Origin of the sequence: Rheinheimera sp. (genome assembly GCF_965283995.1) — a bacterium.
In the GTDB taxonomy this organism is placed as follows: domain Bacteria; phylum Pseudomonadota; class Gammaproteobacteria; order Enterobacterales; family Alteromonadaceae; genus Pararheinheimera.
Genome location: NZ_CBDIQG010000001.1, coordinates 2,949,765 through 2,970,798, shown reverse-complemented (window position 1 = coordinate 2,970,798; position 21,034 = coordinate 2,949,765). Strand labels below are relative to the sequence as shown.

The following is a 21,034-nucleotide window of genomic DNA, read 5'->3' as shown; positions in this document are numbered from 1 at the left end:
TGAATATGGTGAAAATAATCTGGTCTGATCTGTATCAAGCAGGCAATTTAGTCGATATCCAGCCGATCTAAGCGGGTTTGTTGCAACAATTGCCGATGTTCCGGCCGGATCTGTACTTCCTGCATCCATTGCAGCTCTTCCGCGTCGGTCAGTAATTTGTATTTGCGCAAAGTCTGCGCCTGCACAAAATACACGGCCTGATGCACGATCTGTGTCAGACGGCTGGCACCGCTATAACCCACACCTTCGGCGAACTGATCCAGCACCTGGCTGAGCGGGACGCGTTTTAAGCCCCACTTCGCGACCAGGTCGGCGCTGATATTGGCGGAAAATTCCTGAAAACAAGAATTAAGGAAACTGGCATCCGCATCCAGGCTATCCAGTGCATCTGTCAATTCCGTATCCCGGGCGTCACGGGATTTCAGCATCGCGGCCTGTTTAACTTGCTGATAGGTGCGCAAATAAGTGCGTGCCACCACCAGATATCCCAATGAATGGAACAAGCCGGCGCAATAGGCGACAAATGGATTTTCACCGGTTTCCTCGGCCAGCCGCTGCGCCGCCAGCGCGACTGCAATGCTGTATTGCCAGATTTGGCCTTTAAAACCAGTAAAAGGATCGGTGGCATGGGGCAAAGACCGTTTGAGAGCAAACACCGGCAGAATTTGCTGCATCGCTTCCAGTCCCAACAATCCCAGAGCAGGCTTAATCTCTTTAATAAAATTACCGGACGGGGTTTTATTGCGGTACTGCGGCTGGTTTACCAGTTTCAGTAAATCTTCTTTCAGCCAGTCCACCGGGCTTATCAGATTTTCCAGCTGACTCAGTGTCAGCGCCCGTGCACTCAGCACATCTAACACCGCCGGAAATCCATCCGCCAGGTTAAATACGGTGCTGGCGATAGTGTCATATTTACCGAGCTTCAGAAACAGTTCTTCGGCCACCTGATCGTGCAGATGCGCCTGAGTAAATTCAACAAATTGTTGTTTGGCGATTGCGCCGGCCTGACGGTTAAAGGCGGCCTGCTGTTCAATATCGAGCAGAGTGCGGCCCGCCGAAGCCTGTTGAGGCTGTGCTGCTGCATTGGCAGCTTTTTGTGCCTGACGCTTGTAACCATAACGTGTTTGATCGGGTTTTATTTCGAGGATGCAATCAAAAAAACGCTGTTGTTGCACTTGAGCAATTGACGACATGGAACCGCTTAATACTTTTATTCTGATTCCGGCAGTTTGCGGTGGCACAGGCTGCGCTGTCAATGCGTGCGCGCCTTTAGCGGCGGTGTTCGGCCAAAAAATTAGCGAGTAACTGATGACCTTGTTCGGTCAGAATGGCTTCGGGATGAAATTGCACGCCATGCAGCGGCAAATGGCGGTGCGCAATGCCCATAATTTCATCGATTTCACCGTCGGCAGTCTCGGTCCAGGCGGTCAGACGAAAAGCGGCCGGTAATGATGTTTTGTCGACGATCAGCGAATGATAACGGGTAACACTAAGCGGATTATTCAGGCCACTGAAAACCGAACTATTGTCATGGCGGATCAGCGAGTTTTTGCCATGCACCACCTGGCGGGCACGGATGATCTTTGCGCCAAACGCTTGCGCTAACGCCTGATGGCCCAGACAGACGCCCAATATCGGTAACTTGCCGGCAAACTCAGAGATAGCAGCCAGCGAAATGCCAGCCTGATCCGGACTGCAGGGGCCTGGCGAAATCACTAAGTGATCCGGCGCCATCGCTGCGATGCCGGCCAGATCAATTTCATCATGCCGTTTGACCACGACCTGTTGCCCCAGCTCAGCAAAATACTGCACCAGATTCCAGGTAAAAGAGTCGTAGTTGTCGATCAACAGCAGCATGGTGGGGCGTTTCTCCTGAAGCCGGATAGAGCAAAGGCGGCGGATTCTACCGCAACTGAGCGGCCGACGCACAGTCCCGCGGTGAACATCGGGCTGAAATGACCAGATACACATTCAGTTACATGTTTTTGTGCCCGGCATCCCAACCATTTTGGCGCTCACCCTGACTCATTGGCATTGATATAAGGAATTGCTGATGAAAATAGCTGATACCAGCGCGCAAGATGAAGTTCTGCGCCTCACCCACTCGAAACCCCGCTGGCTGCTGCCGCTTACTGCTGTTACCGGTATTGGCTTGTTGCTCTGGCTGGTCTTGCCGGCAGTACAAAGCTGGTCAGCGTCAGATATCTCCGTGCCGCTTTCGCGCGTGCGCATCGATACGGTGAAAACCAGCGATTTTACCCGCGATATTTCCGCACAAGGCCAGGTGGTGGCTGCAGTCAGCCCGAAACTGTATGCACCGGCTGAAGGCACAGTAACGTTGTTGCTTGATGCCGGTACTGAGGTGAAAAAAGGTCAGATCCTCGCCACCCTCGACAGTCCGGAACTCAATAACAAGCTGCAGCAGGAACAAGCGACGTTGTTCAGTCTGCAAACCAGCTATGACCGGCAGAAAATTCTGGCGAAAAAACAACAGCTGACCGACCAAAAAGCCGTCGATATCGCCCAGGTCACTCTCACCACTGCCGACCGGGAAAAACGCCGCGCCGAACAAGGGTATGCGCTCAAAGCCATCAGTCAGATTGACTATGAAAAAGCGCGCGATGATTTGGAAACCGCCAAAGTGCAGCATCGCCATGCGGTGGAAGACGCGGTGCTGAACAAAGAAAACCTCGAATTTGAACTGCAAAGCCTGGCGCAGGCGCTGCAACGTCAGCAGCTGCTGGTTGGTGATTATCAGCGTCAGGTCGACAGCCTGAACGTACGCTCGCCGGTCGATGGTCTGCTCGGTAATCTCGCAGTGGAAAACAAAACCTACATCATCAAAAACCAATTGATTTTGTCGGTGGTTGATTTAAGCCAGTTCGAAGTGGAAATCGCCGTACCGGAAAGTTACGCCAATGATTTGAGCATCGGCCTGCCGGTTGAGGTCACTGTGGAAAGCCAGGTTTATGCCGGCAAGCTCGTCACGATTTCACCGGAAGTGTTTGAAAACCAGGTCAAAGGCCGGGTGCGTTTCACCAAGGATGCGCCGACCGCCTTGCGGCAAAACCAGCGCCTCGCCAGCCGCATTTTGCTGGAACAGCGCCCTGCAGTGCTGCAGGTAGCACGGGGTCAGTTTTTGGATAGCAGCAACGGTCGTTTTGCTTATCTGGTGCGCGATGGTCTGGCGGTGAAAACGCCGATTGAGACCGGCGCCCGCAGCATCAATGCCGTCGAAATTCTGTCCGGCCTGAAAAGCGGCGACCAAATCATTACCTCTGGCACTGACATTTTTCAGGGCGCCAGCACAGTGCAATTGAACTAATCCAGCTGTACGCAAACAGCCACGAATCATCAAGCCGGGCAGCGCCCACAGGAGAATCTATGCTCAGCATGAAAAACATCAGTAAATCATTCGCCACCGACAATGTGGTCACACACGCACTGCGCGACATCAATCTGGACCTTTGCGAAGGCGATTTTGTCAGCGTGACAGGCCCGTCCGGCTCCGGCAAAACCACCTTCCTCAACATCGCGGGCCTGCTGGAAAGCTCCACGGCCGGCGAATACTGGCTGGACGGTGAGGACATCAGCAAGCTGGACGACAAAGGCCGTTCGCGGATGCGTAACCAGAAAATTGGCTTTATCTTTCAAAGTTTTAACTTAATTCCGGATTTAAACCTGTTCGACAATGTCGACGTGCCGCTGCGTTATCGTGGCTTTAACGCGAGCGAACGGAAAAAACGCATCGAATATCATCTGGACCAGGTTGGCCTGGCGTCAAGAATGAAACATCTGCCGTCACAACTGTCCGGTGGCCAGCAACAACGCGTTGCGATTGCCCGTGCGCTGGCCACCTCGCCACGTTTTTTACTGGCGGATGAACCGACCGGGAATCTGGATTCGAGCATGGCGCAATCGGTGATGAGCCTGCTTGAAGACATCAACGCCAATGGCACCACCATTTTGATGGTCACACACGACAACGGCTTAGCCGCGCGCGCCAAACGGCAGATCTTTATCAAAGACGGCCATGCGCAGGAACTGCTGCAGGGCCAGCAACACCACAATATTCACAATCTGGCTGCGGTCTGAGGAGGCAGGATGTTCAGTTATTATCTGAAGCTGGCACTGCTCAGCTGTAAAAGAACCTGGGGCATGACGCTGCTGATGGTGCTGGCAATTGCACTGGGCATTGGCGCCGCGATGACCACAGTCACGGTCAATTACCTGATGTCAGCCAACCCCATTCCGCAAAAAAGCGACCAGCTGTTTTATGTGCAACTCGACAACTGGGAGCCGAATAATCCATTTTTTGACAATGGCGATCCGCCGGACCAACTGACCTACCGTGATGCCACCTATCTGTGGCAGGCAAAAAAAGCGCCGCGTCAGGTGATCATGAGTGGCATGTCCGCGGTGGTGGAGCCGAAAGATAAAGATGCTCTGCCGTTTATGGTGACAGGTCGCGCCAGCAGCGCTGATTTCTTTCCGATGTTTGACGTGCCGTTTTTATACGGATCGGGCTGGGACGGCGCAGCCGATGCGAAAAAAGAGCTGGTCGTCGTGATTAATGCCGAGCTGAACGAACGGCTGTTTGGCGGCCGTGACTCGACCGGTGAAACCCTGCGTTTGGCCGGCAAAGACTTTCGCATCAGTGGCGTGATGGCGCGCTGGGATCCGAAACCAAAATTTTATGACATCACCACCGGCCCTTTCGAAGATGTCGAAGAAGTCTTTGTGCCCTTTTCACTTATCACTGAGCAGTTCTTTGACCGTTCCGGCAATACAAATTGTTGGAAACCAACTGAGTCTGGCTTTCAGGCATTTCTCGATTCTGAATGTATCTGGACTCAGCTATGGGTGGAATTACCCAGCAGCGCGGATCGTGAGGCTTATCAGAGCTTTATCAACGCCTATACCGCCGAGCAACACAAATTCGGCCGCTTTGCCCGGCAGGACAATAACAAACTCAGCGATGTGATGACCTGGCTGGAACAACGGCAGGTGGTATCGGACGATGCCAGCATGATGATGGCAATGGCGCTGATGTTCCTCGCGGTCTGTCTGCTTAATACAGTCGGCCTGCTCTTGGCAAAATTCCTTGGTAAAGCCAGTGAAATTGGCGTGCGTCAGGCGCTCGGCGCCAGCCGGAACGATTTGTTTTTGCAACATCTGGTGGAGTCCGGCGTGATTGGTCTAGCCGGTGGCGTGCTGGGACTGCTGCTGGCCTGGCTGGGGCTGGAAGCGGTCAAAGCCATGTATGGCGACTGGATCCGCGACCTTGCCGTATTGGACCTGAATATGGTGCTGCTGGCCATCGCGCTGGCGATAAGCTCCAGCATTCTGGCCGGCCTGTACCCGACGTGGCGCGCCTGTCAGGTGCAGCCATCGCAACAATTAAAAGCGCAATAAGGAGCTTCTCATGTTAGAACTCGGACCTATGCTGCGCGCCTTAATGCGCAACAAAATCGGTGCGTTGTTGATCGCACTGCAAATCGCGCTGACGCTGACCATTATGGTGAACGCCATTTTTATGATGCTGGCGCGTAGTGCTCAAATGGCCAGACCCAGCGGCCTCGATGAACAAAATACCTTTTACCTGACCAACACTGTGTTTGCACCGAATTACAACCTGCAAGCCGCCCTGGCGCAGGATTTACAACGGATCCGGCAGACGCCCGGCGTGGTGGCAGCGACACAAATTAACGCCATCCCACTCAGTGGCGGCGGCTGGTCGATGAGCCTGCAGAATAAACCCGGTGATGACATCGACGGCACCGGCGTCGCGGTGTACATGGTTGATGAGCAAGGCATTGCCGCGATGGGGCTCGAACTCATCGCCGGCGAAAACTTTGCGCCCAGTGACGTGATCTGGCGTGATCAGGGTGCGACCGAATGGCCGGCCAAAATCATTCTGTCGCAGGCGATGGCGGCACAGATGTTCGACGGTGACTGGAAAAAGGCGCTGGGGCAGACGCTGTACATCAACAACCATGAGCCGATGCAAATCACCGGGATCATCAAATCACTGCAGGCGCCCTGGAACGGCTGGGATAACGTCGAAAACGCTATGTTGGTGCCACAACAGCTGGACAGCCGTAACAGCCGCTTTTTTATCCGCACTGAGCCGGGCCGGCGCGACGCGCTGATGCCACAGCTGGAAAAAGCGTTGGCAGAGAGCGATAAAGGCCGGATTGTGCGTAATATGAAAACCATGGAGCAAACCCGTGCCGACAGTTATCGCGAAGATTTGGCGACCTACAATATCCTGCTGACCGTCATTATCGTGTTAACGCTGATCACCGGTTTTGGCATTGTTGGCCTCGCCATGTTCAGCATCAATCGCCGCACCCGGCAGATCGGCACCCGTCGCGCACTCGGTGCCAGTCAGTGGCAAATCATGCGCTATTTTATGCTGGAAAACCTGCTGATTAGTGGTCTTGGTGTGTTACTTGGCATTGGCGGCGCGGTCGGCCTGAATATCTGGCTGGTCAGTACCTTCGCCATGAAGCCGCTGACGCCAGGCCTGCTGCTGGTTGGCTGTGCCGCACTGCTGGCCGTCGGGCAACTGGCCGTCAGTTACCCGGCACTGATCGCCGCCCGCATTTCACCGGCCACCGCGACCCGAGGTCGGGCTTAAAGCAGCCGGCACAGGCGCTGTGAAAGCGGCGCCTGTGCTGATTGGTGTCAGATGCGGAAATTTGCAGATATATGCGGATAACCTGTACGGCGGCGCTATCGCTTGCGCGTACCTACTTGCTAATTGAGATCGTAGGTACCGGCAAGCAACGCGTCGCCGTACTATTTTCGTTGAAATTTAAACGACGCAATTCGCCCACGGCTTAGATTCAAATCTCAGCCTCCCATCAAGCCAACTGCTGTTGCAGGTAATCCAACAACAACCGCACTTTCTGTGGCAAATGCTGATTGAGCGGATACAACGCCCAGATGCCGTCATCTTTTGGTTGTAAGTCTGGCAATAGTTCGACCAAAGTGCCCTGTTGCAGATGTGGCAACAGGTAATAATCCGGCAGTTGCGTGACGCCGAGGCCCTTCAGCACCGCGTCGGTCAGCGCCACACCGCTGTTACATTTGATATAAGGCGTGGGCCTGATCTGCAGTTTCTGGCCTTGTTGCTCAAAACGCCAATACTCGACCGAACCCACCAGACAACGGTGCTGACTCAAATCGCTAAGCTGCGCCGGCACGCCCTGCTCGGCCAGATAGGCCGGACTCGCGGCCAGATAAGCGCGCCGGCTGCCAAGTTTTCGCGCCTGCAAACCGGAATCACTGAGCTGGCCCAATCGGATGGCACAATCAAAACCGCCTTTGACCAAATCGAGCTGGGCATTGGTTAAATCCAGCTCCAGCTGCAAACGCGGATACTTTTTCAAAAAGTCATGCAGCAGCGGCGCAATCACAGTTTCACCATAAAACACCGGCGCCGTCAGTTTAATCAGGCCAGATGGCTGGCCCTGTAAATCCAACAGCTGCTGATTGGCCTGCACCAACCCATGTAACAAAGGCCGGCACTGTTGCAAATACAAAGTACCGGGCTCGGTCAGATGCACCTGCCGCGTGGTACGTTGCAGTAACAACACCTGCAGCCGTTGCTCCAGTTCGCGCACATTGCGGCTGACCTGCGCCACGGACATGCCGAGCTGACGCGCCGCCGCAGAAAAACTGCCCAGTTCCGCCACCGCGACAAACTCGGACACGCCCTGCCATTCTTTCATTTATGCAAAACTCATTTTCATTTTTGCCTGATTATCTTCGATTAAGAAAAAATTACAATGCACCGTACTCTGTCGTCGTTTACTGGGCCATCTTTTATTGGGTTGCCTATTATTGGCTATCGTGATGACCCCGCCATCTTTACAGGAACCGTACCATGCAAATGATTAAAACCCGCGCCGCCGTCGCCTGGGGCCCAGGCCAGCCACTGTCGATTGAAGAAGTCGATTTAATGCCACCACAACAAGGCGAAGTGCTGGTCCGTATTATTGCCACCGGCGTCTGCCACACCGATGCGTACACGCTGTCGGGGCAGGATTCTGAAGGTAAGTTCCCTTGCATCCTCGGCCATGAAGGCGGCGGTATTGTTGAAGCCATAGGCCCTGGCGTCACCAGCGTGGCGGTCGGCGACCATGTGATCCCGCTATACACGCCGGAATGCGGCAAATGCAAATTCTGCTTATCCGGTAAAACCAACTTGTGTCAGGCGATTCGCGCCACCCAAGGTCAGGGCCTGATGCCGGATGGCACCACGCGTTTTTCCAAAGACGGCAAGCCAATTTTCCACTACATGGGCACGTCAACTTTCTCTGAATACACAGTGCTGCCAGAAATTTCACTAGCCAAAATCAACAAAGCCGCACCTTTGGAAAAAGTGTGTTTGCTTGGTTGTGGCGTCACCACCGGCATGGGCGCGGTGATGAACACCGCCAAAGTGAAGGCAGGCGACACAGTGGCGATTTTTGGCCTTGGCGGCATTGGTTTGTCGGCGGTGATCGGTGCTGTGATGGCCAAAGCCAGCCGCATCATCGCCATTGATATCAACGAATCCAAGTTTGATATCGCGCTGAAATTAGGCGCAACCGATGTGGTCAATCCGAAAAACTTCAGCAAGCCAATCCAGGAAGTGATCGTCGAGATGACCGACGGCGGCGTGGATTTCTCGTTTGAATGTATCGGCAACGTCAATGTGATGCGCTCAGCGTTAGAGTGCTGCCATAAGGGCTGGGGCGAGTCGGTTATTATTGGCGTAGCACCAAGCGGTGCGGAAATCTCCACGCGGCCATTCCAGCTGGTGACAGGGCGCGTCTGGCGCGGCACTGCCTTTGGTGGTGTCAAAGGCCGCAGTGAACTGCCGGATTACGTTGAACGTTATCTCAATGGCGAGTTTGAGCTGGATACTTTTATCACGCACACCATGCCGCTGGAACAAATCAACGAAGCCTTTGATTTGATGCATGAAGGCAAATCGATCCGCACCGTGATCCATTTTTAATCTGTTGACCCGGCGCTGCCTTGCACTAAGAGCCAGGCGCTGGGTGTTTTAAAAGGATGTGAGTATGTCGTTGACGCAACTGGCCGAGTCCCGTCTGTTTGGCGGACGCCAGCTGAAGTTTGAACACTTTGCCAATACGCTCAGCTGCAAAATGCAGTTATCGGTGTATTTGCCGCCGCAAGCTGAAAGCGAAAAAGTGCCGGCGCTGTATTGGTTGTCCGGCCTCACCTGTACCGATGAAAACTTCTCGGTGAAAGCCGGCGCCCAGCGCATAGCGGCAGAGCTTGGCATCGCGCTGATTATTCCGGATACCAGCCCGCGTGGTGAACTGGTGGCGAATGATCCGGCCTATGATTTGGGTCAGGGTGCCGGTTTTTACGTCAATGCTACTGAAGCCCCCTGGACTGCGCACTACCGGATGTACGATTACATCAGCCGCGAATTACCGGCGATTTTACCGGCTGCGTTACCGCTGTCGCAGGTTAAATCGATCAGCGGGCATTCGATGGGTGGCCACGGCGCCTTAATACTGGCGCTGCGCCAACCGGCGGCTTACCGCTCTGTCTCTGCCTTTTCGCCGATTTGTCAGCCAAGCCAATGTGAATGGGGCCGCAAAGCCTTTAGCAATTACCTTGGTGAAAATGTTGCTGATTGGCTGGAATATGATGCCAGCGTCTTATTAGCCAAAGCGGCAATGGTGCCGCCGATGCTGGTAGATCAGGGTGATCAGGACCAGTTCTACCCGGCACAACTACGCACAGAAGCCTTGATTGACGCGGCCGCCAGCAGTGGTGCCAAAGTCGAAATCCGCTTTCAGCGTGGTTACGATCATTCCTACTACTTCATCAGCAGCTTTATTGAAGAACATCTGCGTTTTCATGCGCGTTATTTGTTTGAATAAGTTGCTGTAACACCTGTTAAGCCTCGCTGGCCGCCAGCCCTGCAATGTTGGCCGCCAGCTTTTCCCCACGCCGGCGGAGCCGGCGTTTTTTTATCTCCATTTCCGGAAAAACCCGCTATAGCTTAATAAACCCTTTGCAGTTCCCGTTGGAGTATCAGCCATGCAGCAGCAAGACAAAGTTAAAACCCCATTCGAGACCGCTTCGCAACCAGACGCAGCCACACAGGATTTCCTGTTCCAACCCGATTATTTCCACGGCGAACTAAACGCCAGCGAAGACAGCTTTGAGTGGCAGGAGTTTGCGCTGTTGCAGCAGCATGGTAGTGGGGGCTGAGCGCTGACTTCGGACCATACCTGCTCGGTCTACTACAGCAGACCGGGCGTCACACGCAAGCCGTGAATACTCCCAGATCTGCTTTTGTAATCGTCCGGCCGTTTTGAGAGTTCATTGGAATCGTCACAACGTGCCAGTTGCAGACGCTTGAAAAATATATGCTGATTTTCTGTACGGCGGCGCTCACGCTTGCACGTACCTACTCACAGAATGAGACTGTAGGTATCGGCAAGCGCAGCGTCGCCGTACAGATCGAAGCTAACTTCGATCCTTGCATTGAAGCCGAAACGGCCTCAACTAATGCCCATGTCGGGTAACTGTCGGGTCGTAGCCCGCCAAATGTCAGGTGAATGCCGGGTATGTGTCGTCACCGTCAGGTATGCTAAAACGCTAAGTTGCTGCTGCACTGTCTGCAAGGTGAATCCATGATTCTGAAACAATTACGTTTGAGCCGTTTGTTGTCGCAAGAACAATTGGCGCAGATGTCCGGATTAAATGTCCGGACTATTCAGCGCATTGAAAGTGGTCATAAACCCAGCACTGAGACGTTAAAGTGCTTGGCAGCAGTGCTGGAAGTTGATGTGTTAACACTCACAAAGGAGCACTTTGTTATGGATAAAAAATCCACCGATTGGCAGCAATTACCGACCGGACTGAAATGGCTGTTTGCGCTGAATTTCTTCAGCTTCAGACCCAGTCGCAGCGCAGCCTGCCGGGTCGAAATCATCTCGCACGGTTTTGGCTTTGTGTTTTGTTTACTCGGGATTTGGAGTGAACCGGCGCTCGCTGGAGGGCTGTTATTGCTGGCGAACGCTTATCTGTTTCGCTTGCATTTATGGCTCGGCGATAAATACGGCGTCTGGTACGACGCGGATGGCCTAGGCTGAGTTTTGCCGATGAACTGGTTGGTGGCAATTGCAGGCGCTTGATGAATCGTAGGGGTAGGCCTTGTGCCTACCCGAATTGCCCAAATTCCGCGGATGGCGGGCAGGGACAAGCCCTGCCCCTACCGACTTTCAGAATTCTGCTTCTCGCCCATAGCCACGCCCCCTAAAATCCAACAAAGCCAGCATCGGCAGCCACGGAGTGAGCGGTTAAGAGTGAGCGCGGGAGGCGCGAACGGGCGAACGCAGTGGTGGCGATGTTGGCTTTGCCACGCTAAGCAGGCTATTTGCACCAAGCCACAATTCCAAACTCCGGCAAAAAATGAACCGGCATTTTCCGGTGGACTGTGGTGATAAGCATGCCCCACTGACCGCCACTGAACCACCATTCACCGAAGCCCTTCATTTAGCGGTTGTTTTTTCTGCAACTGAGCTTGTATGTTAACTGCACTCTCAGGCGACGTGATGTGCGACGCCGCCCTGCCATATAACTACAAGGATGCCCGATGAAGCCTGTTAAATTGACCCACTTGCTGTGGCTGCTGCCTGCCCTTTGCCCTGTGGTGGCGCTGGCCAATACCGCCGCTGCCGAGCCCGCAGCAGTGACGCAAGCCGCCAGCAAAAAATCTGCGATTGCCGCTTTTACCAAAGGCATGGTGCAGCAACAGGGTTATTTTGATTTCTATTACGATGCCAAAACCGACAAAGTCTATTTGCAGGTCGATAAATTAGAGCAGCCGTTTATTTTCCAGAGTTCGTTGCCGCGCGGCGTCGGTTCTAATGACATCGGCCTGGACCGCGGCCAGCTGGGTGAAACCCGGCTGGTGCAGTTTGAACAATTCGGCAATAAGGTGATGCTGAAACAGCTGAACACTTATTACCGCGCCAATTCCGCCAATCCGGCCGAACGTCAGAGCATCAACGAAGCTTTTGCCAGTTCAGTGCTCGCCGGCTTGCCGGTGGTGGCTAGCGACGGTAGCAAGCTGCTGGTCGATTACACCGCATTTTTGCACAGCGATATGCATCAAATCAGCGCTAAATTAGAGGCGCAGCAACAAGGCAATTTCAGCCCGGATACCAGCCGCAGCGGTGTCTATTTAAAACGCAGCAAGGCGTTCCCGCGCAATACCGAACTGGAAGCGATGGTGACGTATACCGGCACTAAAGCCGGTGAATTTGTCAAACAAGTCACGCCGGCGCCGGAGGCGATCACAGTGCATCTGCACCATTCACTGGTGGCGTTGCCGGAAGATGGTTATCAAGTTCGCGCCTTTCATCCCTATTCCGGCTTCTGGAAAGTGGAATACATGGATTACGCCACCGCCTTTGATGCGCCGATCGTGCAGCGTTTATTGCCCCGCCATCGCTTACAGAAAAAAGACCCGGCAGCCGCGATTAGCGAAGCGGTTGAACCAATTGTCTATTACCTCGACCCTGGCGTACCGGAGCCGGTGCGCACGGCACTGAAGCAAGGTGCGGGCTGGTGGGATCAGGCTTACCAAAAACTCGGGTATAAAGATGCATTTCAAGTCAAAGACTTACCGGCAGATGCCGACCCGATGGATGTACGCTACAACGTAATTCAGTGGGTGCACCGGGCAACGCGCGGCTGGTCTTATGGCTATGGCGTGACCGATCCACGCACCGGCGAAATTATCAAAGGTCATGTCACTTTGGGCTCGCTGCGGGTGCGGCAGGATTTCCTGATCGCAACCGGCCTGACCGCGCCTTATCAGGCAAACGGCAGTACCGAAGCGGCCAAAACGATGGCGCTGGCGCGTATTCGTCAGCTCGCTGCGCATGAAGTGGGCCATACGCTGGGGCTTATTCATAACTTTGCCGGCAGCGCCAATGGCCGCTCGACGGTGATGGATTATCCGCATCCACAAGTAGACCTGCGCAATGGCAAATTAGCGCTGGATCAGGCCTATCGTGAAGGTCTTGGCGAATGGGACTTGTACGCAATTGCCTATGGTTATGGCGACCACAGTGACAGCGCGCGCGCAGCTCTGGTGCAACAAGCCAGACAACAAGGCCTGCAATTTATGGCCGATGAAGATGCACGGCCGGAAGCTGGCGTCAGCGCCATTGGCCATTTGTGGGACAGCGGTGCCGATCCGGTCACAGAACTGAACAGGCTGAGCCAAGTCCGCGCCGCTGCACTCAAACAGTTTGGCCTCGATAACATCGCAACGAGCCGGCCTTTGTCGGCGCTGCATGAAGCCTTAGTGCCGATTTATGCGCTGCATCGTTATCAGGTCGAAGCGGTCAGCAAACTGGTCGGCGGTGCCCATTATGAATATGAATTAAAAGGTGATTACGACCAACCGAAAGGCTTTCAGTGGGTAGAAGCAAAACAACAACAGGCAGCGTTGGCGGCGTTACTCGATACGCTGACACCCCAATTTCTGGCGCTACCAAATGAGCTGCTGGCGCTTATCCCGCCCAAAGCCTACGGCGATGCTGACGGCCGCGAGAGTTTTCAGGGTCGCGTTGGTTTAGCCTTTGATCCGCTGTCGGCGGCCGAAGCCTCGGCCAACCATACGCTGAGCCTGTTATTGCATCCGCAGCGGCTGAACCGCTTAAGCAGCCAGCAACAACTGGATGCATTGCTACGCACTGTGCTTGACCAGACGATTTTGGCCGACAGCAGTAACGATGCCACAGGTCTGCTGCAGCAACGCGTCAGTCACGTGGTCTTCTACCAGCTGATGCAAAATCTGCTCAATGCCGAGTTAGCACCGGAAGCGCGCGCCACGCTGCGTGAGCGCATGACCGACCTTGGCAAACAACTGCAAAAACGCGACGACGGCACCGCACAACTGCTTTCCAGCCAATGGCAACAGTATCTGCAGCACGGCAGCTGGCAACCGGTGTTTGTGCCAAAACAACTGCCACCGGGTGCACCGATTTAACCGGCATCCGAGCACAGCATCGGAGAACAGAACACAGGGCGGCTTAAACCGCCCTGTTTGTTTTGCTAAGCCTGCCATAAGCCTTCGCTCGATACAGCACCAAAGTGTTATGTCGATTTTTTGCACAGCCTCTTATGGTAGATGTCTCTCCCCCCTGCAACTGAGTGAGCACCTGCTATGCCTTTATACCAACGTTTAATGTCCCGTGTTTTTACCGTCGGATTCCTGCTTGGCACTGCAACAGCCCAGGCTGCCTGCCTGGATAATGTGGTGTTGGTGCATGGTAATACCGCCACGCCCGCCAGCTGGAACAACACCTACAATCTGTTGCTGAGCAAAGGCTACAGCACCGCGCAGATTTTCCGCCCGGCTTGGGGCAGCACCAGCTGCGCCGCTTGTAACGACCATAACGGCAGCGAAGAAACACCGGTCCGCAGCGCGATCCAAAATGCGCTGGCCAGTTCCTGTACCGGAAAAATCGATGTGATTGGTCATTCGATGGGCTCCACGCTCGCCGCGCAGCAAATCAACAAACTGGCGGTGGCGAGCCAGATCGATGCCTTTGTTGGCGTCGCCGGAGCCTTTCGCGGCTTGCTCAGTTGCGGCGTCTATCCGTTTAACGTCGTGACCTCAACCTGCGGTAGCGCTGGTCTGTCCGTCGGCAACCCTTTTCTCGACAGCCTGTACGGCGTGCGTTTTGGCGCCCGGGTCTATTCAATTAAAAGCAATATCGACCAGGTGGTCTGCAACACCGGCTCTTGCCTGATTTATGGTGTGCATAGCAGCAGTATCTGGAGCCAGGATGCGACCTACACCTATGCGCTGGGGCATTTTGGCCTGCAGACGGATACCGCCGCCAAACAATATGAACTGATCCGCTGACAGGCAAAATTACGACTTTAGTACTGGTTTTTCTGTCCGTCCGGCGAATGTTCAGCACCGGACGGCAGGCATAACATCAGAGTGGACAAGGCAGATGGCAACGACCATTTGACCATAACAACAAATCCACGGGGTAGATGATGATTTATGCAAATCCTGGGCAAGACGGCGCCCTTGTTACCGTCAAAGCACAATATGGCAATTACATTGGCGGCGAGTGGCTGGCCCCGGTGAAAGGCCAGTACTTCGATAATATTTCGCCCGTGACAGGACTGCCGTTTTGTCAGATCCCACGTTCAACTGCAGAAGATATTGAACTGGCGCTGGACGCCGCCCATGCCGCTAAAGCGAGCTGGGGCAGCACTTCTGTGACCTTCCGTTCGAACTTATTGCTGAAAATTGCCGACCGTCTGGAACAACATCTGGAACAAATCGCCGTGGCCGAGACCTGGGACAATGGCAAGGCCGTGCGGGAAACCCTGAACGCAGACGTACCGCTGGCCGTTGACCATTTCCGCTATTTCGCGGCGGCGATCCGGGCGCAGGAAGGCAGTATTGGTGAAATCGACCAGCACACTATCGCTTATCATTTTCACGAGCCACTGGGTGTGGTGGGTCAGATCATCCCATGGAATTTCCCGCTGTTAATGGCGGCGTGGAAGCTGGCACCGGCGCTGGCCGCCGGCAACTGTGTGGTATTAAAACCGGCCGAACAAACGCCGTGGTCCATACTGAAATTTATTGAAATTATTGAAGATTTGCTGCCTGCCGGTGTACTCAACGTCGTCAATGGCTATGGCCGTGAAGCAGGCGAAGCGCTGGCCACCAGTAAACGCATCGCTAAAATTGCCTTTACCGGCTCCACGCCAACCGGTTCACATATCCTCAAATGCGCCGCTGAAAACATCATTCCATCGACGGTTGAACTGGGTGGGAAATCGCCGAACATCTTCTTTGCCGATGTGATGAATTTTGAAGACAGCTACTTAAGCAAATGTATTGAAGGCGTGGTGCTGGCGTTTTTTAATCAGGGCGAAGTCTGCACATGCCCGTCCCGCTTGTTAGTGGAAGAAAGTATCTACGATGCCTTTATCGCCAAGGTCATCGAACGGACCAAAGCCATCAAACGCGGCAACCCGCTGGATACCGACGTGATGGTTGGCGCGCAGGCATCCGCGCAGCAATTCGATAAAATCATGAGCTACTTAACTATTGGCCGCGAAGAAGGGGCGCAGGTGTTAATTGGCGGCGATAAAGAAGCGCTGACCAACGATTTAGCCGGTGGCTTTTATATTCAGCCGACGCTGCTCAAAGGCCACAACAAAATGCGTATCTTCCAGGAAGAGATTTTTGGCCCGGTCGTCGCCGTCACGACCTTTAAAACCGAAGCGGAAGCCTTGGCAATAGCGAACGACTCCGAATTTGGCTTAGGCGCCGGCTTGTGGACCCGCGACATGAATCGCGCCTATCGGATGGGCCGCGGCATTGAGGCAGGCCGTGTCTGGACCAACTGCTATCACCATTATCCGGCCCATGCCGCTTTTGGTGGTTATAAAAAATCCGGGGTTGGCCGCGAAAACCATAAAATGATGCTCAATCACTATCAGCAAACCAAAAATATGCTGGTCAGTTACGACGTCAACCCGCTGGGCTTTTTCTAAGCCCGGCTGTCACGGCGCCGGACTTGCGTCCGGCTTGCCTGTGACAGGAAAATCCTCCTACAATCCGGTCCATCTCTGCCGCCCAACCTGCACCGAGGCGAAGCAATGTCCTGCCGTTCCGATCTGATTGTCGCTGCCATGTCCGCAGCCGCTGATGCCCGCGTGGCCGTTGCCGAACTTGCCGCGCAGTTATTACCGGCCAAACCCGGTTTTGTGCTGTTTTTTTGTTCGGCCGAATATGACCGTTCTGCGCTCGAACACGCCTTTGCTCACTTTTTTGCCGGTGTGACGCTGGCCGGCTGTACCACGGCCGGTGAAATCACCCCACGCGGTTACGATCAGGGCACTATTTGTGCTCTGGGCTTTAGTGCCAGTCATTTTCAGGTGGCACAGGCTTGCATTCAGGACTTGGCTGCTTTTGATTTGTTGCAGGCACAACAGCTGGTTGATGGCCTGTTACAACACAACCAGCCGCAAGCCCTGCCCCCAACAGCCCGGCCTTTTGTGCTGACCTTACTCGATGGATTATCCGCGCAGGAAGAAATGGTCTTGCTGGCATTAGAAGCCGCGCTTGGCAACATCGCCCATTTTGGCGGTTCGGCCGGCGATGACAACCTGCTGAACGCCACACATATCTTTGTCGACGGCCGGTTTTATCAGGGAGCGGCCGCTGTCATTATGCTACACACCACGTTGCCTTTTGAGGTGTTCAGCACCCATCATGTCAGTGCACTGAGCGATAAACTGGTCGTCACCGCCGCGTCTGCGGATATGCGCACAGTGCATGAGCTCAATGCGGAGCCGGCGGCGCTGGCCTATGCCGCCGCCATTGGTTGTCAGGTGACTGATCTGAATGCCACCGTATTCGCCCTGCACCCGCTGGCTGTCAGAATTGGCAAAGATTATTATGTCCGCTCCATTCAGCGGGTTCATGCCGACAACAGCCTGACTTTTTATTGTGCCGTGGGTCAAGGCGCGGTCCTCACGACGATGCAGCCCCAGCCTATTTTGCCTGACTTACAGCAGCGCTTTGCCGAGATTGAACAGCGGATTGGCGAGCCGCTGATCACCATTGGCTGTGATTGTGTGCTGCGCCGGCTGGAAAGCACCGAGCGTCAGACATTGCAGCAAGCATCAGAGTTTTTCCGCGCGCACCGCGTCTTTGGCTTTAACACTTATGGCGAGCATTTTCAGGGCGTGCACCTGAATCAAACCTTCACCGGCGTCGTCATCGCACAACCGGCGGAGGGCTGACGTTGAGCCATCACGACTCGCCGGCAGATGAAGGTTTGCCGCAACAGCTGCTGGCGCTGCAGGTCGAAAACCTGAAGCTGCGCAAAATCAATCAGGCCCTGATTGAACGGGTCGAAGCAGGCCATGTGGCACTTAATACCGGCCCCGCGGCGCCTTATGCCGCCTTTCAACATGCGGCCGTGCTGGCAGAACAGGTGCGCGAGCGCACCGCCGAGTTATCCCGCGCCTATGACGAGCTGCGCCGCTCTGTGCGTTACTCAGAAACTCTGGCCGAAAGTGAACGCTGGATCCGCACCATTACCGACCATGTGCCGGCCATGATTGCGTATCTGTCGGCGGCGGGGATCTATTTGTTTACCAACCGGGGTTATGACGAATTTTATGGCGTGCCGGCCGGCAGTTTACTGAACCAGACGCTGGACGCTGCGCATGGCCCGCAGGGTGCAGCGCGGCTGGCGCCTTATGTGCAACAGGCACTGTCCGGCGACAGTGCCATTTTTGAAATCGACGAACAAAATGCTGCCGGTGAATGGCGGCATTTGCTCAAAACCTATGTACCGCATCGCGACGAGCTACAGCAAATCAGCGGTTTTTTTGTGTTAACCCGTGACATCACCGAACGAAAACGCACGTCAGAAGCGCTGCGGCAGGCGAATTTGCATCTGGAACAGCGGGTCGCTGAACGCACCGCGGCCCTGACGGCACTGAACCAACAATTGCGGGACGCCACGGCAGCGGCAGAACAGGCCAATCAATCGAAAAGCCAGTTCCTGGCGGCAGTGAGCCATGATGTGTTGCAGCCGCTCAATGCTGCCCGGCTGTTTAACGGGGCTTTGCTGGAACAACCGCTGGATCAGAACCAGCAACAGCTGGCGCAATCCGCCGGACGGGCACTCGATGACGTCGGTGATTTGCTGCGCACGCTGGTCGATTTATCCAAACTGGACGCCGGCCAGCTACAACCGGATTGCAGCAGTGTCGCACTCGGGCCTTTGCTGGCGGCGCTCGCGAGTGAATTTAACGCGATGGCAAGCAGCAAGGGGCTGCGTTTTCGCGCAGTGCCGACCACCGTCACGGTGCGGACAGATCCGGCCTGGCTGGCGCGGATCCTGCGAAATCTGCTGACGAATGCGCTACGTTACACCCCGCCCGCTGGCGCCGTGTTGCTGGGATGCCGGCGGCGCGCAGCGGGTCTGGAGATCCAGGTGCTCGATAGCGGTGTGGGCATCGCAGCCGAGCATCTCAGCCTGATTTTTCAGGAGTTTCAGCGCTTGCCACAAAGCCGGGCGACTGACGCCGGGCTCGGCTTAGGTCTGGCGATTGTCGAACGCTTAAGCCGGTTATTGGCGCATCCGCTGCGGGTGCAGTCAGCGCCTGGTCGTGGCTCCGTTTTTGCGCTGCAACTGCCGATCACCACACCGCTACCACAGACGCCACCAGCGTTTCTATCGGTAGCGGAATCGACGGGCGGCACCATCTGGGTGATCGATAATGACCACACGATTTGTCAGGCGATGACCACTTTGCTGGCAAGCTGGGGTTATCAGGTGTACAGCGGCGCCGATGCCACAGCCTTTACCGGTCAGGAAAAACCCGATCTGTTGATTGTCGATTATCATCTGGCTGATGGCCTGACAGGCACAGTGCTAGCGCAACAATTCACAGCGCAACCGGGCTGGTCACAGCTGCCGGTGTTGATGATCACCGCCAACAGCCAGCAGCAACTGGCGGTTGAATTAAAACAACAGGGGTATCAGGTGTTATACAAACCGGTACGGCCGCTGCAGTTAAAAACGCTGCTGCGGCATCTGCTGGAACGAAAAGTGATTTAGAGATACAAACTGAAATCGAGGTCACGCGCTAACAAAATGGCCTGCACCCGGCTCGGTACGCCCAGTTTGGCCAGCACAGCCGAGACATGCGCCTTCACTGTGGTCTCGGCGATACACAGGGCTTCGGCGATTTGTTTGTTCGACTCGCCACTGACCATCCGCTGCAATACTTTGATCTGCTTTTTGGTCAGCCCGCGCAGCAGCGCTTGCTCGGCTTTATGTTCAATGGCGTGGTTGCTCAGAACAGGACTCTGACGGAAGGTATCGGCCGGCAAATAAATATCACCGTTGAGTAATTGCCGCAGTGCACTGACAAGTTGCTGTCGTCCGGCCGCTTTGGAAATAAAACCTGCTGCACCAAACGCCATCGCTTGCAACACGGTCTGCTTGTCGTCTTCAGCGGACAACATCGCCACCGCAATCTGCGGGAATTGTTGCCGTAACTGCACCAGACCATTTAATCCGGCCATGCCCGGCATATTCAGGTCCAGCAAAATAAAGTCCAGAGCGCTGTAGCGCGTGGCCATTGCCTGAACTTCAGCCAAAGAGCCGGCTTCAAGCACGGTCAGGTCGCTGAAGTGCTGGGTCAGCACGTCTTTGAGCGCATCCCGGTATAACGGATGGTCATCGGCTACGCAGATATATTGCATCGGATCCAGCTTTGAACGGGTGTTGCAGCAGAGTAAAGACTGGCGCCATTTTGTGCAAGCGCTCGCACAGCAGCCGGTGCCGACAGGCCTTTTTGCTGTCAGGCAAACGCACTGGGCCCGTGAAACCCGCTGAAAAAACTAGTCCTCTGCCCACAGATCTTCGTCCTGCGCCCACATCGCCAGTAATTGCGCTTGCCGAGCCAGTTGTTTCGCCTGAGCCGCCACATCGCCAGCCAGAACTGGGCTGCCTTGCCAGGCCTCGCCTTTGCTGGCTTTTGCTGCTAATGCCGCCCAGCGTTTGGCAAATGCAGCCATGGCGTCACGGGGTTCAGTCAGGTCTTCGGCCGGCAAATGATCAAAAGGCACTGGCTGTGGCTGCGCACCTGTGCTGTCGCCTGCCAAAATCCAGTGGCCGGCATACCCCGGATCTTGCGGATCTTCGACCACCCATAAGCCGACATAAGGTGCGGTATACCACTCAGGCCAGTCACAGATCAGGCCATGCGGAATTTGTTGCGCCGCCACATAACTTTGGATCGCTGTAAACTGCTGCTCACACCAGTCAAAATCAGCACTGTCATCCCACTCCATTGCATCCGCCCTGTTATTTCTTGTTGCGCAAAGAGCGCTATTGTCGGAACTCGCACCCACGATAGCAAGCAGCATTTGCACTGTGCATGCAGCTCGAAACGCAGCAGCAGAACCCGC

General features: G+C 54.9%; 18 protein-coding genes. 13 read left to right on the top strand and 5 right to left on the bottom strand.

Going from position 1 to position 21,034, the window contains the following annotated elements:
• Positions 1-47: 47 nt before the first annotated feature.
• Complete coding sequence (locus tag ACQ66Q_RS13220; protein WP_377244080.1) at positions 48-1,193, bottom strand: HDOD domain-containing protein; 1,146 nt, start codon at positions 1,191-1,193, stop codon at positions 48-50.
• A gap of 76 nt (positions 1,194-1,269) precedes the next feature.
• Positions 1,270-1,857: an anthranilate synthase component II gene (locus ACQ66Q_RS13215; protein WP_377244083.1), complete on the bottom strand. Its 588-nt coding sequence runs from the start codon at positions 1,855-1,857 to the stop codon at positions 1,270-1,272.
• 196 nt (positions 1,858-2,053) lie between these two features.
• Between ACQ66Q_RS13215 and ACQ66Q_RS13210 the strand changes: the two genes are divergently transcribed.
• The 4 genes from ACQ66Q_RS13210 to ACQ66Q_RS13195 are packed head-to-tail and all read left to right on the top strand — an operon-like array spanning position 2,054 to position 6,643.
• On the top strand, positions 2,054-3,325 hold the full coding sequence (locus tag ACQ66Q_RS13210) for an efflux RND transporter periplasmic adaptor subunit (protein ID WP_430457236.1): 1,272 nt from the start codon (positions 2,054-2,056) through the stop codon (positions 3,323-3,325).
• 59 nt (positions 3,326-3,384) lie between these two features.
• Positions 3,385-4,095, top strand: a complete 711-nt coding sequence (locus ACQ66Q_RS13205; protein WP_430457235.1) for an ABC transporter ATP-binding protein — start codon at positions 3,385-3,387, stop codon at positions 4,093-4,095.
• A 9-nt stretch (positions 4,096-4,104) separates the two neighbouring features.
• Positions 4,105-5,415 (top strand): ABC transporter permease, encoded by a 1,311-nt coding sequence (locus ACQ66Q_RS13200; protein ID WP_430457234.1) that lies wholly within the window; start codon positions 4,105-4,107, stop codon positions 5,413-5,415.
• A gap of 10 nt (positions 5,416-5,425) precedes the next feature.
• A complete protein-coding gene (locus ACQ66Q_RS13195; RefSeq protein ID WP_430457233.1) occupies positions 5,426-6,643 on the top strand; it encodes an ABC transporter permease in 1,218 nt (405 codons plus the stop codon).
• A gap of 226 nt (positions 6,644-6,869) precedes the next feature.
• Here ACQ66Q_RS13195 and ACQ66Q_RS13190 read toward each other — a convergent pair whose 3' ends face one another.
• Positions 6,870-7,739 carry a LysR family transcriptional regulator gene (locus ACQ66Q_RS13190; protein ID WP_430457232.1) on the bottom strand — a complete coding sequence of 290 codons (870 nt, stop codon included), beginning with the start codon at positions 7,737-7,739 and terminating at the stop codon, positions 6,870-6,872.
• 164 nt (positions 7,740-7,903) lie between these two features.
• Between ACQ66Q_RS13190 and ACQ66Q_RS13185 the strand changes: the two genes are divergently transcribed.
• The 9 genes from ACQ66Q_RS13185 (at position 7,904) to ACQ66Q_RS13145 (ending at position 19,676) form a co-directional block, all read left to right on the top strand.
• Positions 7,904-9,013: an S-(hydroxymethyl)glutathione dehydrogenase/class III alcohol dehydrogenase gene (locus tag ACQ66Q_RS13185; RefSeq protein WP_430458557.1), complete on the top strand. Its 1,110-nt coding sequence runs from the start codon at positions 7,904-7,906 to the stop codon at positions 9,011-9,013.
• 64 nt (positions 9,014-9,077) lie between these two features.
• Complete coding sequence (gene fghA, locus ACQ66Q_RS13180) at positions 9,078-9,914, top strand: S-formylglutathione hydrolase (protein ID WP_430457231.1); 837 nt, start codon at positions 9,078-9,080, stop codon at positions 9,912-9,914.
• Between the two features lie 160 nt (positions 9,915-10,074).
• On the top strand, positions 10,075-10,248 hold the full coding sequence (locus tag ACQ66Q_RS13175) for a hypothetical protein (protein WP_430457230.1): 174 nt from the start codon (positions 10,075-10,077) through the stop codon (positions 10,246-10,248).
• 425 nt (positions 10,249-10,673) lie between these two features.
• Positions 10,674-11,135 carry a helix-turn-helix domain-containing protein gene (locus ACQ66Q_RS13170; protein WP_430457229.1) on the top strand — a complete coding sequence of 154 codons (462 nt, stop codon included), beginning with the start codon at positions 10,674-10,676 and terminating at the stop codon, positions 11,133-11,135.
• Positions 11,136-11,638: 503 nt separating this feature from the next.
• Positions 11,639-14,047, top strand: a complete 2,409-nt coding sequence (locus tag ACQ66Q_RS13165) for a zinc-dependent metalloprotease (RefSeq protein WP_430457228.1) — start codon at positions 11,639-11,641, stop codon at positions 14,045-14,047.
• Positions 14,048-14,224: 177 nt separating this feature from the next.
• Positions 14,225-14,929, top strand: a complete 705-nt coding sequence (locus ACQ66Q_RS13160; protein WP_430457227.1) for an alpha/beta fold hydrolase — start codon at positions 14,225-14,227, stop codon at positions 14,927-14,929.
• Between the two features lie 140 nt (positions 14,930-15,069).
• Positions 15,070-16,590 (top strand): acetaldehyde dehydrogenase ExaC, encoded by a 1,521-nt coding sequence (gene exaC / locus ACQ66Q_RS13155; protein ID WP_377245710.1) that lies wholly within the window; start codon positions 15,070-15,072, stop codon positions 16,588-16,590.
• A gap of 105 nt (positions 16,591-16,695) precedes the next feature.
• Positions 16,696-17,844, top strand: coding sequence for a nitric oxide-sensing protein NosP (gene nosP, locus ACQ66Q_RS13150; RefSeq protein ID WP_430457226.1), 1,149 nt, complete (start codon positions 16,696-16,698; stop codon positions 17,842-17,844).
• 2 nt (positions 17,845-17,846) lie between these two features.
• Positions 17,847-19,676, top strand: coding sequence for an ATP-binding response regulator (locus tag ACQ66Q_RS13145; protein ID WP_430457225.1), 1,830 nt, complete (start codon positions 17,847-17,849; stop codon positions 19,674-19,676).
• Here ACQ66Q_RS13145 and ACQ66Q_RS13140 read toward each other — a convergent pair.
• Together ACQ66Q_RS13140 and ACQ66Q_RS13135 are read right to left on the bottom strand one after the other, a co-directional pair.
• Positions 19,673-20,326: a response regulator gene (locus tag ACQ66Q_RS13140; protein ID WP_430457224.1), complete on the bottom strand. Its 654-nt coding sequence runs from the start codon at positions 20,324-20,326 to the stop codon at positions 19,673-19,675. The two genes, ACQ66Q_RS13145 and ACQ66Q_RS13140, sit on opposite strands and share 4 nt — an antisense overlap.
• 138 nt (positions 20,327-20,464) lie before the next feature.
• Positions 20,465-20,917, bottom strand: coding sequence for a DUF4826 family protein (locus tag ACQ66Q_RS13135; RefSeq protein WP_377244125.1), 453 nt, complete (start codon positions 20,915-20,917; stop codon positions 20,465-20,467).
• Between the last annotated feature and the right edge of the window lie 117 nt (positions 20,918-21,034).